This window comes from Cognataquiflexum rubidum (genome assembly GCF_022538115.1).
Classification (GTDB): domain Bacteria; phylum Bacteroidota; class Bacteroidia; order Cytophagales; family Cyclobacteriaceae; genus Cognataquiflexum; species Cognataquiflexum rubidum.
The window spans coordinates 163,389-180,712 of record NZ_JAKZAL010000011.1; the positions used below are offsets into that span (position 1 = coordinate 163,389).

At 40.1% G+C, this 17,324-nt stretch carries 16 protein-coding genes and 2 tRNA genes; 2 read left to right on the forward strand and 16 right to left on the reverse strand.

The features are described 5' to 3' along the window. Window positions 1–28: 28 nt before the first annotated feature. From MMU05_RS13410 to MMU05_RS13485, 16 genes are all read right to left on the reverse strand, one after another. Window positions 29–292, reverse strand: a complete 264-nt coding sequence (locus tag MMU05_RS13410) for a hypothetical protein (RefSeq protein WP_241142185.1) — start codon at window positions 290–292, stop codon at window positions 29–31. Between the two features lie 32 nt (window positions 293–324). Next, on the reverse strand, window positions 325–873 hold the full coding sequence (locus MMU05_RS13415) for a DUF420 domain-containing protein (protein ID WP_241142186.1): 549 nt from the start codon (window positions 871–873) through the stop codon (window positions 325–327). Then, on the reverse strand, window positions 860–1,528 hold the full coding sequence (locus tag MMU05_RS13420) for an SCO family protein (protein ID WP_241142187.1): 669 nt from the start codon (window positions 1,526–1,528) through the stop codon (window positions 860–862). The genes MMU05_RS13415 and MMU05_RS13420 overlap by 14 nt, the downstream gene beginning before the upstream one ends. Window positions 1,529–1,608: 80 nt before the next feature. Beyond that, entirely contained in the window at window positions 1,609–1,938 is a 330-nt protein-coding gene (locus tag MMU05_RS13425) for a cytochrome C oxidase subunit IV family protein (protein ID WP_241142188.1), read from the reverse strand. Window positions 1,939–1,956: 18 nt separating this feature from the next. Further along, window positions 1,957–2,733, reverse strand: coding sequence for a cytochrome c oxidase subunit 3 (locus MMU05_RS13430; protein ID WP_241142189.1), 777 nt, complete (start codon window positions 2,731–2,733; stop codon window positions 1,957–1,959). A gap of 19 nt (window positions 2,734–2,752) precedes the next feature. Then, the gene (locus tag MMU05_RS13435; RefSeq protein ID WP_241142190.1) at window positions 2,753–3,334 is read right to left on the reverse strand and encodes a cytochrome c oxidase subunit 3; all 582 of its coding nucleotides are present in this window, start codon (window positions 3,332–3,334) and stop codon (window positions 2,753–2,755) included. A 3-nt stretch (window positions 3,335–3,337) separates the two neighbouring features. Then, window positions 3,338–4,240, reverse strand: a complete 903-nt coding sequence (cyoE, locus tag MMU05_RS13440) for a heme o synthase (protein ID WP_241142191.1) — start codon at window positions 4,238–4,240, stop codon at window positions 3,338–3,340. After that, window positions 4,237–5,319 (reverse strand): COX15/CtaA family protein, encoded by a 1,083-nt coding sequence (locus tag MMU05_RS13445; protein WP_241142192.1) that lies wholly within the window; start codon window positions 5,317–5,319, stop codon window positions 4,237–4,239. Before MMU05_RS13445 ends, cyoE begins: the two co-directional genes overlap by 4 nt. Next, window positions 5,300–7,192 (reverse strand): cytochrome c oxidase subunit I, encoded by a 1,893-nt coding sequence (locus tag MMU05_RS13450; protein WP_241142193.1) that lies wholly within the window; start codon window positions 7,190–7,192, stop codon window positions 5,300–5,302. Before MMU05_RS13450 ends, MMU05_RS13445 begins: the two co-directional genes overlap by 20 nt. 16 nt (window positions 7,193–7,208) lie before the next feature. Further along, window positions 7,209–8,243, reverse strand: coding sequence for a cytochrome c oxidase subunit II (locus tag MMU05_RS13455; protein WP_241142194.1), 1,035 nt, complete (start codon window positions 8,241–8,243; stop codon window positions 7,209–7,211). A 21-nt stretch (window positions 8,244–8,264) separates the two neighbouring features. Next, window positions 8,265–9,557: a quinol:cytochrome C oxidoreductase gene (locus MMU05_RS13460; RefSeq protein WP_241142195.1), complete on the reverse strand. Its 1,293-nt coding sequence runs from the start codon at window positions 9,555–9,557 to the stop codon at window positions 8,265–8,267. A 2-nt stretch (window positions 9,558–9,559) separates the two neighbouring features. Then, entirely contained in the window at window positions 9,560–10,186 is a 627-nt protein-coding gene (locus tag MMU05_RS13465; protein ID WP_241142196.1) for a c-type cytochrome, read from the reverse strand. A gap of 12 nt (window positions 10,187–10,198) precedes the next feature. Continuing rightward, entirely contained in the window at window positions 10,199–10,729 is a 531-nt protein-coding gene (locus MMU05_RS13470; protein WP_241142197.1) for a DUF3341 domain-containing protein, read from the reverse strand. Between the two features lie 3 nt (window positions 10,730–10,732). Beyond that, complete coding sequence (nrfD, locus tag MMU05_RS13475) at window positions 10,733–12,097, reverse strand: NrfD/PsrC family molybdoenzyme membrane anchor subunit (RefSeq protein WP_241142198.1); 1,365 nt, start codon at window positions 12,095–12,097, stop codon at window positions 10,733–10,735. Window positions 12,098–12,115: 18 nt separating this feature from the next. Further along, entirely contained in the window at window positions 12,116–15,202 is a 3,087-nt protein-coding gene (locus MMU05_RS13480) for a TAT-variant-translocated molybdopterin oxidoreductase (RefSeq protein ID WP_241142199.1), read from the reverse strand. A gap of 40 nt (window positions 15,203–15,242) precedes the next feature. Beyond that, entirely contained in the window at window positions 15,243–16,505 is a 1,263-nt protein-coding gene (locus MMU05_RS13485) for a c-type cytochrome (protein ID WP_241142200.1), read from the reverse strand. Window positions 16,506–16,873: 368 nt separating this feature from the next. Here MMU05_RS13485 and MMU05_RS13490 point away from each other — a divergent pair. Both MMU05_RS13490 and MMU05_RS13495 read left to right on the forward strand, forming a co-directional pair. After that, window positions 16,874–16,943 (forward strand) — tRNA-Cys (locus MMU05_RS13490). A 120-nt stretch (window positions 16,944–17,063) separates the two neighbouring features. After that, window positions 17,064–17,133 (forward strand) — tRNA-Cys (locus MMU05_RS13495). Window positions 17,134–17,324 lie beyond the last annotated feature (191 nt).

Sequence of the window (17,324 nt, forward strand, 5' to 3'; positions counted from 1 at the left end):
AAATCTGTACCTAGATCCCAACCATTATTTAAAATTTTTCCCCATGAAAAAGGAATTTCCCTTTCCTTTTTTTTGCATTCCTGTACCATAGGTAACCCAATACCAGAGCCAATAAATATGGCATACTTAAAAGGTAAAGAATCCCCATGTTAAGACCTGCACCGATGGTTGTCTCCCCATTGCTCACATTATTTTCAATCCCTGCCCGGCACATGGCGCATTGGGCAAAAGTCGACACTTGGGTAGAAAGAAGAAAAACAAAAACGAGAATTGATTTATAAATCGACTTCATATACTTGCAAACGCCAGGGTAAATCAATTGGTTTAGAAATTGTAATATGGACTGATCATCAGATAGACTATAACTCCTGTCACGGTAACATATAGCCAAATCGGAAATGCAAATTTAACAACTTTTTTATGTTTTGCTCTTTGATCAGTATATCCGTAATAATAGGCCAACAAAATCGGGAACAATGCCACAGCCGCCAGTATAATATGGGTAATTAGGATGAAATAATATACGGGTCTGATCCAACCTTCCCCACCAAAAGTTGTACTTTCAGCAGTAGCGTGATAGACAACATATGACACCAAAAATATGGCACCCAATCCAAAAGCTGCAGTCATCGCTGCTCTATGATAGGCAATGTTGCCATTTTTGATAAATATCGCTCCTGCTACCAAGGCTACAGTTGCTGCAGAATTGATAACGGCATTCAGATGGGGAAGAAAATATACCCAATCACTTGCAACCTCAATTTTTGAAGGCATAAACAACAGGATCGCCACCAAAACGGGTACAATTACCGCAATTACCCAAATCCATTTAATAATTCCTTTTTCTGAACTCACTAAATTACTTTGTTCCATGTAATAAAATTTTTGTCTCTAATATTAATTTGTCAACGTCCTCCCTATTCGTCCCACTATAATAACCCCTGATTCGGCCTTCCCCATCGATCAAGGCGAACTTATCGCTGTGGACAAACTCTTCGGGCTGACCTTTACCGTCTATGGTAGGGAGAATAAAACCACAGCGCGCAAGGTTATAAATCAGTGATTTATCTCCTGTCAAGAAAAACCATTTTCCTGGAGTTGCCATGTGAAGTTTGGCGTATTCAGAAAGTACTTCAGGGGTATCGAATTCAGGATCTATGGATATGGAATAAATCTGGATTTCTTCATCATCTCTAAATGCGTCATCAACTCTTTCAAGTTCGGTGGACATGATTGGACAGATACTTGGGCATGAAGTGAAGAAGAAATCAACGATGGTAATTTTTCCAGCCATCTCGCTTTTCCCTCGCAAAACACCATCTTGGTCCGTCAGCGTGAAATCCGGAATATAATGCTGACCTGATTCTACCATGTTGCAATCATTGAGCGGATCTTCCACTCCATTTTGGAAAAGGACAGGAATGTCATATTGGTTATTGCCAAAGGTTCTCAAAAACAAAAATATCACCACCGGAACCAAGAGAATACAAACCAAAACCAATCCCTGAAGAATCCTCAAACTTTTCATTGCTCTTTTTTTAATTAAACAAAAAAAGAGGCTGAAGTTTCCACTCCAACCTTCTTTTTTTTAATAACTCAATAAATTTATTACCATCTCATGATGAAAATGTCTGATCCTTCTCTAATCAAAGCTATTACCAACCAAACCAGGAAGATCAACGGCACAATGATAGAATAGAATAGAGGTTTTGCCTCTTCGCCCAAATGCATGAATTCCATCATAATATATTTTGCTTTCCAGATTGTCAAAGCAATGAATATAACATAAAGAAGTAATCCTCTTGGCAATGTAAAAGCGAAAACGAATTCCACTAAGGTCAATAACAAAAGGATCCCTGCGGTTTTCCAGATTTTCTTGATTTTTGCTTCATCGCGCGGCATTACTTCGAGCGCTGATTTATTTTGTTGCAAAGCCATATCGTGAATATTTAAAATTTAAATCAGATAGAATAAGGTAAATACAAATACCCAAACAAGGTCTACAAAGTGCCAATACAATCCGATTTTTTCAACCATTTCGTAGTGACCTCTTTCCTCATAAACCCCAACAGCAGCTTGATAAAATGCCAGGAACAAAAGGAAAACACCCAAGGTAACGTGGAAACCATGGAAACCTGTAATGAAGAAAAATAACTGTGCAAAATTTACAGGGCCGTATTCATTGACAGAGAGATTTGCACCAAACACTATTTCACTCACAGTTTGGCCCATATTATTAACATAGGTAATAAGAGAGCCATTCGGTGTTCCGTGAATAAAGTGAGACCATTCCCAGGCCTGACAACTTAAGAAAGTGATTCCTCCGAGAAGGGTCCAAAGCAACCATTTGACAACATCTTTTCGGTCATTCCTATGGCCTGCTTCTACGGCCAATACCATGGTAACCGAGCTTAAGATCAATATAAATGTCATTAGACCGACAAAGGCCAACGGAATATGAACTCCATGTATAAAAGGAATGGCATCAAATACAAGTTCAGGAACCGGCCAGTATTCATTAGATCCCACAAATGTATCCTCAGGACCTCCATAAGAAGGGAAACTGACCCGGAGAGAAATGTAAGTGATCAATAAGGCGGCAAATGTAAAAATATCAGAGAGCAGGAAAAACCACATCATGAGTTTTCCATAACTGGCTTTGAGGGGCTCATTTCCACCACCCCAGACTCCTCTTTTGGGACTTACCCCAATTGCAGTTGCAGTCGTTGACATAAATTTTATTGTTTACTTTTTAATGATTCAATAACAAGAACATAAACAGGTATAACCAAAGACCTCCTAGGAAATGCCAATACGTGACGCACATTTCCATAGTATCCAGGTTTTTTGAGTGTACCAGATACCTGAAGGACGAAATTAATACAATAATTAGAAATATCACACCGCTGATTAAGTGTAATGCATGTAATCCTGTGAAAACATAAAGAAATGAACCCGCCGGATTTCCTACAAAAAAGACTTCCCTGTCTACCAATGCAATCCAACTATACCATTGACCGATCAGAAAAGCCAATGCAAGAATGGAAGTAATTATCATTCCTATTCTGAGAGAGGCCAAATCATCCTTTTTGGCAGAGATATATGCCCAATGTAAAGAAATGCTACTCAGCACGATAATGCCTGAAGTGTACCAGAAAATTGAGGGAAGATCAAATTCCAACCAATTCCCTTCTGATTGCCTCACGATATAAGCGCTTGTAAGGGAAGCAAAAATCATCACTACCGTGACTATGAAAAGCCATAGAGCGAATTTCTTAGGATGCATTGCAATAGGTTGCTCTGCATTTTCAATATATTCAAATTTCTCTTCCATGGATTAAACCTTATCTAATAAATACGCTATCTGCACTATCGGCAAATAGAGAAAGGAGCCAAACATAATTTTAAGGGCTGATTTTCGGGAACAATCTTTCATAAGAGAGAAGGTCTGTGCCAAAAACAACACCCCACAAATAGTTGCTACAATCCCTGAATTGATTCCCGTAAGACCAAAATAGGTGGGCAATAGACCTAAAGGCAACAAAAACAGGGTGTAAATCATTATCTGAATAGCTGTATTCAGGTCTTTTTGACCGCCGCTAGGCAGAAGCTTGAATCCAGCTCTTTTATAGTCCTCATCACTGACCCAAGCTATTGCCCAAAAGTGAGGGAATTGCCAGATAAATTGGATTCCGAAAATAATGAGCGCTTCATGGGAAATAGCTCCGGTAGCAGCTGTCCAACCCAACAAAGGAGGCATTGCGCCAGGAATAGCACCGACAAATACTGCAATAGGACCAACTCTTTTGAGAGGAGTATAGACAAAAACATATAACACCATACTTAATACCCCAAGCAGGGTTGTCAACGGATTGGTAAAAACCCAAAGTATGATTATTCCTATCAATGCAATTATTGAAGTGAACCAATATGCTTCTTTTAAGGAGATCAAATTCAAAGGAAGAGGACGGTTTTCCGTTCTTTTCATCAATTTATCAATATCTCTCTCCCAAATCTCGTTGGCCGCACCTGAAGCGCCGCTGATCAGGAAACCTCCAACCATAAGGGCAAAAAATTTGCCCCAAGAAAACATGACTCCAGAGTCTCCAAGAATAAATCCGAAAACTGCCGAAAATGTAACAAGTGCTGATAATCTAAATTTTATTAAATCTTTATAGGCCCCAATTCTTGAAACTAGGAAATCTGATAAAGAACTTTCAGAAATATTAATAGTTCTCATGAACCTGTTTTTTCTAAATTTAACTTTCTCTGGGAATTAAGCTGCAATAATATGACAAATTGAATCCCGACAATTAATGTTCCCAACAAAAGATGTAGGGGTTGCAAGAATGCCGGAACACCAAAATATGCCATCCCGACACCTGTAAGTATTTCAAGAAATATAACAAGCACGAGGGCTTGAGACCATTTAAATATACTTACATGACGCAGTGTATATTTGTAAACTTTGTAAAAGAACAGAATATGAACCGCAAGTAAGAGTATCGAATATGACCTGTGGATCAAAAATACCAACCCTAGATGCTCAATCCACTCTCCACGCAAAAGGTTACCGAATTCAAATGCAACAACATCCATTTCTTCTCTCACCTGAGTTCCGAACACGATTTGTACCAACATCAAGAGAAAACCCACTATCAAAATACCAAAAAGACTACCTGGGTTATCGGTGGTTGGTCTCGCATCCTGGATTAATCTAAAGGAACGGAAATGAACGTACAGCAGAATACAAACGATAACCAAAGCCAACATCATGTGTAAGGTAATCATCCAGGGGAGTAGATTTGTAGAAACTACAATTGAACCTATCCAAGCCTGAAACAATACCAAAAACAAATTTAGCACCGATAAAACAACGATTGATTTGTCTAGCGACCAGAGCGGAAAAGATCTAAAGACGGTAAGGAGTACAAGAATCCCGATTACAGCGCCAATCAATCTGTTAACATATTCAATCCACGTTTTTACGGGATTAAATTCCTGCTCCACCAAAATTGATTTATCGTTTTTGATTTGTTCAGCCTTTTCTTCAAATCCTAAATTTTCTAGTTGGGCGACAAATTTATTGTTCTTTTCTACTCGCTGTGCAGAGTAGATTTCCTGATAATTACTTGGGAGCTGATTCACACTCGTAGGTGGAATCCAGCTCCCAAAGCATTTTGGCCAATCGGGACATCCCATACCAGATCCGGTACTTCTGACAACCCCACCGACTAATATCAGAAAATAAACAGCAATCACAGTGATCAAACTGATCCTGCGAAAGCTGTAAATTTGATTAAGATTCTTTTGATTCATTAGCTACAAGAACATCCTCTTCGTCCGCAATAATTGCTTTTTCCAATTTCACCAATTCCTCTTCGTGTGGAAGGTTGGATTCAGGAGTTGCGGACAGTGGAACAGTCTGAGGAATAAAATCCTCTGCTGCACCAGGCTTGGAATAGTCATATGGCCATCTGTATACAGTAGGTATTTCACCTGGCCAGTTACCATGCTTTGGATGGAGAGGAGTAGTCCACTCAAGTGTATTTGCTCTCCAGGGATTCAAGGAAGCAATTCTTCCTCTGTACATGGAGTAGAAGAAATTGAACAAGAAGATCAACTGGGCACCAAAGGTAATGATGGCAGCAACAGATACGAACATGTTCAAGTCAGTGTACATATTGGAGAACTCAAAGTTTGTCCAGCTATAATATCTTCTTGGGAAACCTGCTATACCAATGTAATGCATTGGGAAAAACACCATGTAAACCCCAATGAAAGTCAACCAGAAGTGTATATATCCTAACCTCGCATCCATCATTCTTCCAAACATCTTAGGGAACCAATGATAAACCCCAGCCATTAGACCAAAGAATGACGCAGATCCCATTACCAAGTGAAAGTGGGCTACGACGAAATATGTATCGTGCAATTGAATATCAATGGCAGAGTTACCAAGGAAAATCCCTGTCAAACCGCCTGAGATGAAGAACGAAACCAAACCTATAGAGAACAACATACCCGGTGTAAAGATCAGGTTACCTCTCCATAATGTGGTGAGATAATTAAAAACTTTAACTGCGGATGGGATCGCAATAATCAATGTCAGGAACATGAAGATAGAACCCAAGAAAGGATTCATCCCTGACACAAACATGTGGTGAGCCCATACGATAAATGAAAGGATAGTAATTCCAAGCATGGAAATAATCATCGCTTTGTATCCGAAAATGGGCTTTCTGGAATTTACTGAGATAATTTCTGAGGTGATTCCAAGAGCAGGCAACAATACAATATAAACTTCAGGGTGACCAAGGAACCAGAATAAATGCTGGTATAGAACCGGGCTACCACCTGTATTTGGTAAAGCCTCGCCCCCAATGTAGATGTCAGAGAGATAGAAACTTGTTCCAAAACTTCTGTCAAAAACCAACAACAATGCTGCTGAAAATAAAACCGGGAACGAAAGCAAACCGATAACAGCTGTCAAGAAAAATGCCCAAATAGTCAAAGGAAGTCTGGAAAAAGACATTCCCTTGGTTCTTAAATTGATTACCGTGGTGATGTAATTGATACCTCCTAACAGGGAAGATGCAATAAAGAAAGTCATCGCAATCAACCACATAGTCATACCCAAACCTGATCCAGGCATAGCTTGTTCAAGAGCCGATAAGGGCGGATAAACCACCCATCCACCTGATGCAGGACCGGTTTCAATAAACAAGGAAATAAACATGATCACCCCTGATAAAAAGAAGAACCAATAAGATAGCATGTTCATAAAACCGGAAGCCATATCCCTAGCACCAATTTGCAGTGGAATAAGGAAGTTGGAGAATGTTCCACTCAACCCTGCTGTCAATACAAAGAATACCATGATGGTACCATGCATAGTCACCAATGCGAGATAGAAGTTAGGGTCTAATTTTCCAGCATCATCAATCCAGCCTCCAAGTAACGGTTTTAGCCAGTATAATTCCATATCAGGAAATCCCAACTGTAGCCTGAAGATAATGGATAATAATCCACCGATAATTGCCCAGAATATACCCGTCACCAAGAATTGCTTACCGATCATCTTGTGATCAGTGGTGAAAATATATTTGGTTATAAAATTATCGTGATGCTCATGGTCATCGTGGTGATCATGTGCACTAGCACTGTGAGTAGCTGTATGAGCTGTTGCCATATTTGTGATAATTTAATTACTTATGTTCGCTGATAGTAATGTCAGCCAATTCTTTCATTTCAGGAGATAAATTCTCAACAAGAGCAGGGTTATTGACAATATATGGCTTTTGTTCAGCCAACCATTTCCTGTATTCTGCCGGCTCTACGACATTAATAACCTTTCTCATAGAAAAGTGACCTTTTCCACAAACCTCGGTACATGCAATTTCATATTCGAATTCAGGATCATTTAATTCCGCTCTCATTTCCTCGGTAGTCTTTGTGGCTACAAACCAAAACTTGGTTGGCATCCCTGGGACAGCATCCATTTTTAATCTCATGTGAGGTGCAAAAACAGAGTGCAGGACATCTCTTGCTCTAATTTTGAATAAGACCGGTTCTCCTTTTGGAATTACGACCATAGGCGTAGTAAAGTCATCATGTGCGTTTTTGTCAGAGAAATCGACTCCTGAAACATTAGATGCATTGGTTAACCTATAATCATTGGCACCAAGTACATTGTCCATTCCTGGATATCTTATTTCCCAAGCAAATTGATATCCCATCAATTCAACTACATGGGCATTTTCAGGTGCAGGCTTGGTAATATCAGACCATGCTTTCCAACCACCGATTACCAACAAGGCCAAAACGATTGCAGGAACAACAGTCCAAATGACTTCAAGCTTGTTATTGTCAGGATAAAAGGCAGCTTTCCTATCTTCTTTATATTGGTATCTGTAAGGAAACCAAAATAAGAGAATGTGGGTAATGATGAATATTATACCTGTGACAGCCATCGTAATCCAAAATAATTGGTCTGTGACTACCCCATGTTCAGAAGCTAAAGGAAGATTATAATTATCGAATTCCTTTATGGAATACCAAAACATCAATCCACCTGTTCCAACAAGGAAAAGAACAAACATCATTGCATTTACCTTATTGCTTCCTGAAGCAACTTTTTTATCACTGCCCTTTACTACTGAGACAAGGGTCTGTATTCTATATACCATCCATATAATGGAGATAAGCAATAAAATACCAACTGCGATTAGAAATCCGTACATAATTGTAAACCTTTCGGATAATTAAATATGATGATGATAACTTTCTTCCAACATTGGATGATTCTTGGCTATAAGATTTCGTTTAGACAGATTGTTTAAAACAACATATGCAACGAGTGACCCAAACACCAAAAACATCCCGACTTCCATCAAACCAAAGCCGCCATTATGACCAAGTGTACCGGGCTGAACCATCAAGAAGAAGTCAAACCAATGGCCTATAATAATAAGAGAACAAATAAGCTTAAGAAATATTCCGTGCCTTTTTGAATCTCTAGTCATAAGAACAAGGAAAGGAAGGAAGAAGTTTAGCGCTAGATTTACAAAAATGAACGGGCTGTACACATCACTTTCCATCCTCTCTATAAAATAAACTGATTCCTCAGGTATGTTGGCATAATAGATCAACAGGAACTGTGAAAACCAGATATATGTCCAGAAAATAGAGAATGCAAAAACAAATTTGCCAAGGTCATGGATATGGTTTTCATTGACCATTTCTAGATATCCTCTTTCCTTTAAGAATAGGGTCACCAGAGTCATAGCCGATAATCCCGCTACGAACCAAGATGCAAAAACGTACCATCCAAACATGGTTGAAAACCAGTGTGTGTCTATGGACAATACCCAATCCCATGCAGAGACAGAAGAGGAAACAGCGAAGAAGACAAGGAATAAGGCAGACCATTTTCTAATCTTATACCAAGTCTGATTTCCTGGATTAAGATCTTCCTGATAGGATAAATTTTTCAGTTTATTGAAGAACAAAACCCAAGCTCCGAAGAACACAACCATCCTGATGATAAAGAAAGCAGGAAATGTACCTTTTTCAAGAGGCCAAAAGAAGAATGCTCCTTTGCCGTCAATAATCTTATCATAGTCAGGACTATTCAAGTCGAAAAGGGTTTTGTGGGTCCAATGGAAAACATCGTGACCTACAATGAAATAACTTACAATCATGATAATCCCTGCAAATGGCAACCAATACCCGAAAGAAAGAAATATCCTTAACAATGGCGCTGACCATCCCGCCTGAGCGGCATACTGAATTGCAAAGAAGAATACCCCAATAACCGCAATACCGGTGAAATAGACATTGTTGATCCAAAGGTTGGCATAGAGTCTTTGATACCAATGGAAAGCATGACCTCCTTCGGCGTGGGCTTCATCATGACCTCCACCCAAAGCTGCCATCAAAATACCGGCAGTCAGAATAACTGCACCAATGATCAAAACAGCAAATATTGATTTTTTCAGACCTGCTGTAAAATCAAATTTTTGATCCAAATTATAATTTGTAGTACTGTGACCCATGATTATTGCTTCTGAATTTCTTGTTTAACATAGTGTACAATTTTCCAAATTCTTTCCTGAGGAATCTGTGAACCATGCGCTCCCATTCTTCCTTTTCCTTTCATGACAACGTGGAAAATATGGCCTTCAGGTAGATTGATATATGCGCCACCTTTAAGGTTTGCGACACCACCGATTACTTCTCCGGCTTTTCCGTCACCTTCTCCACCTTGACCGTGGCATGTCGAACAATATTGTGTGTAAAGCACTTTACCTTCCGCCAAAACCTGCGGCGTCAAGGCAACAGGATTTACATTCACTGCCGCAGCTTCCAACTCAAATTGCTTTAACCTGTAAGGAAGCGAACCATCTTTTGATCTCGGTACAGTATTGGCAACCGGCTCACGCATATTCATGCGGTTTGGGTTATTGATGTTACTGTTGAAAAATTCCCCTTTACCGTCTTCTCTTGAGGATAACCAAGCGCCTTCATCCTCATTCACGATTTGTGAAAGTGGTTCATATGCGATGGAATTATACATTTGAGGTGCAAATTCATAACCGGGATCCTCACCGGAAGCACCACAGGAAGACAAGCCAAAAGCTGCTCCAAGAAATGCAAACGTGTATATAGAATGTGTGATTTTCATATATCTATTTACCTATTCAAAACTTTTAAAATTTACTTCTGATGCACCTGAGTTTTTCAACACATCAGTCAACTGACTTTCTGCCATAGATGAGTTCACGGCCAAATCAATAGCCATTACGTGCTTGTCATCTGTGATTCGGATGTCAAAAATCCTAGGTTGTCCCCAAGGCTTCAAGTTACTTGCAATCATGAAAACACCAACCATTCCGAAAGCTGCCAACAAAACTGTCAGTTCGAATGTAACGGGCACAAAGTCAGGAACAGCAGCGTGGTCTTTACCGCCAATGATCATCGGCCAGTCAATCTTCATCATGTAAAATTGCATGGTTAGGGCAAGAATTGTACCTAACAAACCAAATAAGAAAGCAGCGATAGGAAGCTTACTTCTTTTGTATCCCAAAACATCATCTATACCGTGAACTGGAAACGGGGAATAGACTTCATGGATTTTGACGCCGTTGCCTCTTACTTTAGATATTGCATCAAGCAAAACATCCTCATCTTCATAGACGCCTAGGATGAAATTTTTATCTCTTTCCATGCTTTATTTAGTTACTTTTTCTGAGGTTGATTTCACAATAGATTTAATTTCAGCCATGTTGATCACAGGGAAGAACTTCGCAAACAAGAAAAACAATGTGAAGAACAATCCGAAGGTGAACAGATAAACTCCGACATCTGAAATGGTTGGATAGAACATCGCCCAAGATGATGGAAGATAATCTCTATGCAAGGAGGTTACGATGATTACAAATCTCTCAAACCACATCCCGATATTTACCACCAATGACAATAAGAAAGTGGCAGCGATGGAGGTCCTGATTTTCTTAAACCAGAATAGTTGAGGAGAAATCACATTACAGGTCATCATGGACCAATATGCCCACCAATATGGCCCAAACATTCTGTTCATGAAGGCATACTGCTCAGCAGCTACTCCTGAATACCATGCCATAAAAAACTCTGTGATGTAGGCAATACCAACAATTGATCCTGTGATAATAATAACTATGTTCATCAACTCAATGTGACCAATAGTGATATAGTCTTCCAGGTGGAATACTTTTCTGGTCACAATCATCAATGTCAATACCATCGCAAATCCGGAGAAAATCGCACCCGCAACAAAGTATGGAGGAAAGATTGTGGTATGCCATCCCGGAATAACCGAAGTCGCAAAGTCAAAAGATACAATGGTGTGAACCGAAAGTACCAAAGGAGTAGCCAAACCTGCCAATATCAAGGCTACGGATTCATACCTGCTCCAGGTTTTTGCGGCGCCATCCCATCCAAATGAAAGGGCACCATAAATGGTTTTTCTGATTCCGGAAGCTCTGTCTCTGATCGTTGCAAAATCAGGTATCAAACCTATGTACCAGAATACCAAGGATACAGAGAAATAAGTTGAAATCGCAAACACGTCCCAAAGGAGTGGTGAGTTAAAGTTTACCCAAAGTGATCCAAATGTATTGGGAAGTGGCAATGCCCAATAAGCACCTAGCCAAGGTCGTCCCATGTGAATTACCGGGAACATGGCTGCGCAGATTACCGCAAAAATTGTCATTGCTTCTGCAGCCCTGTTGATGGCCATTCTCCACTTTTGTCTGAACAATAAAAGTACAGCAGAGATCAAAGTACCTGCGTGACCGATACCGACCCACCATACGAAGTTGGTGATATCCCATGCCCAGCCGACAGTTTTGTTGAGTCCCCACATACCGATACCTTCCCAAAGTGTCGCTACCAAAGCAATGGATCCTAATAACAAAACTCCAACAGAAAATAAAAAGGCCAATAGCCAACCCATGCTGGGTTTTGCTTCAACTTGCCTTGATATATCATGAGTGACGTCTTTCAGAGTTTTACCTCCTGTAATCAGAGGCTCGCGTACGGATGAAGTAACATGCATATCTTATAAAATTATTTATTACGCTTCTGATTTATCCTTATTTCTGATTTTGGTAAAATACCACACGTTAGGGCTGACATTGATTTCTTCCAAAACGTGGTAGGCTCTTTCTTCATTGACTTCTTTGATCGCAGACAATGTATCCTCTTGGATTTTGAGCATTTGAGTGATTTTGCTATTGCTGTCATTCATGTCTCCAAATACAATGGCAGTGGTAGGACAAGCTGAAGCACATGCTACATTGATTTCACCATCTTTAACTTTCCTTCCTTCTCTTTTGGCTGTCAATTTGCCTGCCTGAATTCTCTGCACACACATAGAGCATTTTTCAATTACTCCTCTTGCTCTTACTGTCACATCAGGATTCAATACCATCTTGCCCATGTCATCATTTTGTGCAACGTTCACCGCCGCAAAATCTTTGTTGTCATGGTACTTGAACCAGTTGAATCTTCTTACTTTATATGGACAGTTGTTGGCACAATACCTTGTTCCAATACATCTGTTGTAAGTCATTTGGTTGAGCCCTTCAGAAGAGTGTGTCGTTGCAGCTACCGGACAAACCGTTTCGCAAGGAGCATTATTACAATGCTGACACATCATCGGTTGGAAAGTAACTTCCGGATTATCAGCGGCCACTTCCAACTCTTTGTTTGAAGTAGCTTCTGCCGGTGAACTGTAATATCTATCAATCCTGATCCAAGCCATTTCTCTCCTATTGAGAACTTCCTGCTTACCGACAACAGAAACGTTGTTTTCAACCTGACAGGCAATGGTACAAGCACCGCAACCAATACAGGAATTCATGTCAATTGCCAATCCCCAATGGTGTTGGCTATACTGGTGCCCTTTCCAAAGTGAAATTTTTGAAGGTTTGACAAACTCCCCTTCTTTATAAATTTTTGGTTGATATCTTCCCGCAAAAGCGTCTTCCTTATACTCACCAAGGGTTGATTCTTGAATTACAAACTCCCTTCCCATGTAAGTCTGATGGGTTTGGGTCTGCGCAATTTTGTATACCTCAGCAGTCAATTCAATAGCGACTCCCTCAGTTACATCAAAATTTGTAAAACCTTTAGAGCTATCCGCTAATTCATAAGCATTGACACCTACCCCATCAGCTACTCTTCCTGCTTTGGTTCTGCCGTACCCTAAGGCCAATCCGACGGTTCCATCAGCTTGTCCCGGTTGTACCAATACAGGCACCACAAGGGATTTACTTCCTACGGTAATTTTTGCTTTTCTTGTCTCACCTTCAGACATTTTGAGACCGTTTTCATTTGCCCATTTTTGGGAAACAGTCAAGTAATTGTCCCAAGTCGCTTTTGAGATCGGATCGGACATTTCCTGGAGCCAAGGGTTATTGGCAAATGTTCCATTTCCGATTCCAACTTTTGTATAAATGGCAAGTTCGGTACCTGCACCCTCTGCTTTATATGACTTGGCAATTGAAGAGGCTGCTGATGTTACATCAGAGATGTTTGCAACAGGCGCAGATTCGGATGGTACAGAATACACCCCATTGAATAATGATCTGTCCCAAAATTCCTGAAAATTCGCAGTTTCAGTTTGGGCTGCAAATAGGGTTGTATTCCAGTTTTGTTGCAAGAAATCGTAATAATTGGTTGCAGCACCTGCCCAAATTAAGAAGGAATCTTGTGCTTGTCTTGAATCAAACAAAGGAGAAATCGCAGGTTGACTTAAGCTGTATTCCCCTTTTCTAGGATAGAAATCATTCCATGACTCTAGGTAATGATGGTCCGGAGCAACATACTGTACCAAAGAAGCCGTCTCATCCATAGTGGAATTGGTAGACACAGAAACTTTTGCCTTCGCAATTCCTTCTGCAACTTCAGCGCCTTTAGCAAAATCATACACCGGATTACAGTTGTAGAAAACAACTCCTCCTATACTGCCTGCTTTTAAATCAGCAACAAACTGATTCATTTTAGCATCATCACCCTTTCTGAAATATGATGGCTTGGAAAAATCAACGGTTACCCCGTTGTTTTCAAGTAAGTCATTGATGGCATTGATAATAACCTGCACATTAGGATCATTTGAACCTGATACCACGATGGACTTACCTTTATTTGCCCAAAGTTCTTTTGCTGCTTTGTCAAGGTGCTCGATCTCTATAGCGCCACCAGGAACTGTAGCTAATCCTGCCTGCTTCGCAATGGCATTGTATAAAGCTAATACTGCAAGTCCGCTTTGGGAAGGTTTTATTGGTGTTCTGTAGTCAGCATTGGCACCGGTAAGCGAAAGGTTGGATTCGAATTGGAAATGGCGGGACATGACCGGCTTTTCTTTCGAAATTTTTCTACCCTGACCATATTGCTTTGCAAATTCAATAGGGGAAATCCAAGTTCCCAAAAAGTCTGCTCCAAAACTCACAATAACGCTTGCTTTTTCGAAGCTATAAGTCGGAAGCACTGCTGTTCCATAGGAGGTCTCAGCTGCTTTTGTTATACCGTAATTAGAAATCGGATCGTAAGTGATGACTTCAGCACCTCCAAAAGCCGCAGCAAATTGCTGAAGCACGCTTTCAGTAGAAGGGGAAATCACTGTATTAGTCACGATTTTCACAGTACCTGCAGCAGCCAATTTGGCCTTCACTTCAGAATCGAAGGTCGCCCAATCAGACTTTGTTCCTTTGATATGTGGCCCTGAAAGTCTCTGCTTGTCATATAGGGAAAGGACTGATGCTTCTACGATAGCACTTATTCCTCCTTTATTGACCGGAGAAAGCTCATTCCCATCTATTTTGATAGGTCTTCCTTCTCTGGTTTTTACTACAATCGATGCATAGTCTCCACCTGAAGAAAAGGTAGATGCATAATAGTTGGGAATTGAAGGATTGACATCAACAGGTTTATTGACATAAGGAATAGCCTTTCTTACCGGAGCTTCACAGGCCGCCAAAGAAGCAGCTGCCAAACTGAAGCCCATTAATTTCAGGAAATCCCTTCTCGAAGATCCTTCCTCATTACCACCATTGATCGGTAAATACTCGGGAAATTCTCTCTCGGCATTTTTAACAAATTCCGGATCATTTGTTAATTGCTCTAAACCTTTCCAATAGGTCTTTTTATTTTCTGTCATTGTATATTCAAGAAAAGTAAGTTCTGAATTGTTTCTTTAATTAATAATGGCACTTGGCACATTCCAATCCTCCGATGTCTTTCACCTTGAGAGCTTCCTTGGAATTGCTGTGTAACTGTACCAATTTATCATAATACTCATTTCCTTTGGAATTGATGTCTGTCTGTCTGTGGCAGTCGATACACCATCCCATGGTAAGGGAACTGTGCTGATAGACCACTTCCATTTCTTGAATCGGTCCATGGCAGGTCTGACATTCTATCCCCCCTACTGCAACGTGCTGAGCATGATTGAAATAAGAAAGGTCGGGAAGGTTATGAATCCTCACCCATTCTATAGGTTGGTTATTATCCACCGCAGCATAGATTTTGGCTATCTCAGGAGAAATTCCTTCTTTACCCCCTACGTTCTGTATATGGGTGTGGCAATTCATACAAATATTTGCGGAAGGGATATTGGCAGACTTTCCTATTTCAACACCTGTGTGGCAATATTGACACTCAACCTCGTATTGTCCTGCATGGAGTTGGTGAGAAAATGCAATTGGTTGCTTTGGCCCGTAGCCCTGCTGAACACCGATAGTCAATATCTCGTCCAAAGCGGTCTTTACTGTAAATGCTATGACAATGGTTGTAATGATAATGACAAACCCATCTGATTTGAGAAGTTTTTTGAAGTCAAACTTTTGGTTGATGAATTCTTCATCAACAGCATCAAGTTTCTGATTGCCCAAATATTTGGTCAAAATCGAAATGATCAGACCCAATACTATTAAAATCAAAAGCAACACTACCACGAGGACTCCCAAAATAATGGTCAGGTATTCACTTGGAATTCCTGAACCTGCAGAAGTGCCTGCCGAAGCGCCATCGACAGCAGCAGCTGCAGCCGCAGGGTCCACCTTGTCGCCATATTCGATGTAGGATAATAAATTTAACAGATCAGTGTCTGAAAGGAATTCATGGGCAGGCATCACCAAATTGTTGAATTGAGCAGCTATGGCTACCGCTTCAGCATCACCGGATGCAATCAAGGCTTGTGAATTTCTGATAAACTTTTTGTTCCACTCTATGGAGTGGCGGTCTGTTACTCCTCTCAAGGCTGGCCCAACATTTTTGGAATCCAATCTGTGACAAGTTCTACAGTTTGCATTGAAGACGGTCTTCCCTGCTGCTATCGCCTCCTCACTGTTGGGAACATCGGGATTTACCGCGTAGACTTGTGTCCCTGACAACTGGAAAATCAGCATCATCAAGATGCTAAATCTCAAAGGGACACTTAATAATGAGCGATTGATCGACATATTTATTACTTATTAAACAGTTTAATGCACGTTTTTTTGATAAACACTGCAAATGTACTATCGCAATTCTACTTTTCAAACTTGAATGAAACAGATCATATAATCATAAATGGTGAAATATTTTTCTTGTAAGTATTTGATTTACAATTATTTGAATACTATTTTCCAAGAACTATTTCTATTTAGATTCATTATAAATAAAATAATCTTTGGATTAAAATCTGATGAAACGGAGAGTCTAAAAGACTCCCGGAATTTTTAAAATCAGATGTTAAAATCAAGTTGGGTGGAAAAATAGTTAATTATTAAAATATTTGAAGAAAAACTTGTCTATGAAAAGGATTCTAATTTTCTTTGTTTCACTATTAGGTCGAGTGGCCGAGTGTTAGGCAGGAGTCAGCAAGACTTTGTACGGTGGTTCAAATCCATCCTCGACCTCAAAACAGAACGCTTTAATCACCCCAGATAAATCGTTCCTAATCTATTTTATTGCACAGCTCAGAATTCAGGACACCTTTACTTTGTCTGTAATTCATAAGGAGTTCAAAGTTTTTACAAGGTCGAGTGGCCGAGTGTTAGGCAGGAGTCAGCAAGACTTTATACGGTGGTTCAAGTCCATCCTCGACCTCAAAAAAGAATGCTTTAATCACCCTAGATAAATCGTTCCTAACCTATTTTATTGCACAGCTCAGAATTCTGGACATCGTTACTTTGTCTGTAATCCCTAAAGAGCTTAAAGTTTTTACAAGGTCGAGTGGCCGAGTGTCAGGCAGGAGTCAGCAAGACTTTATACGGTGGTTCAAATCCATCCTCGACCTC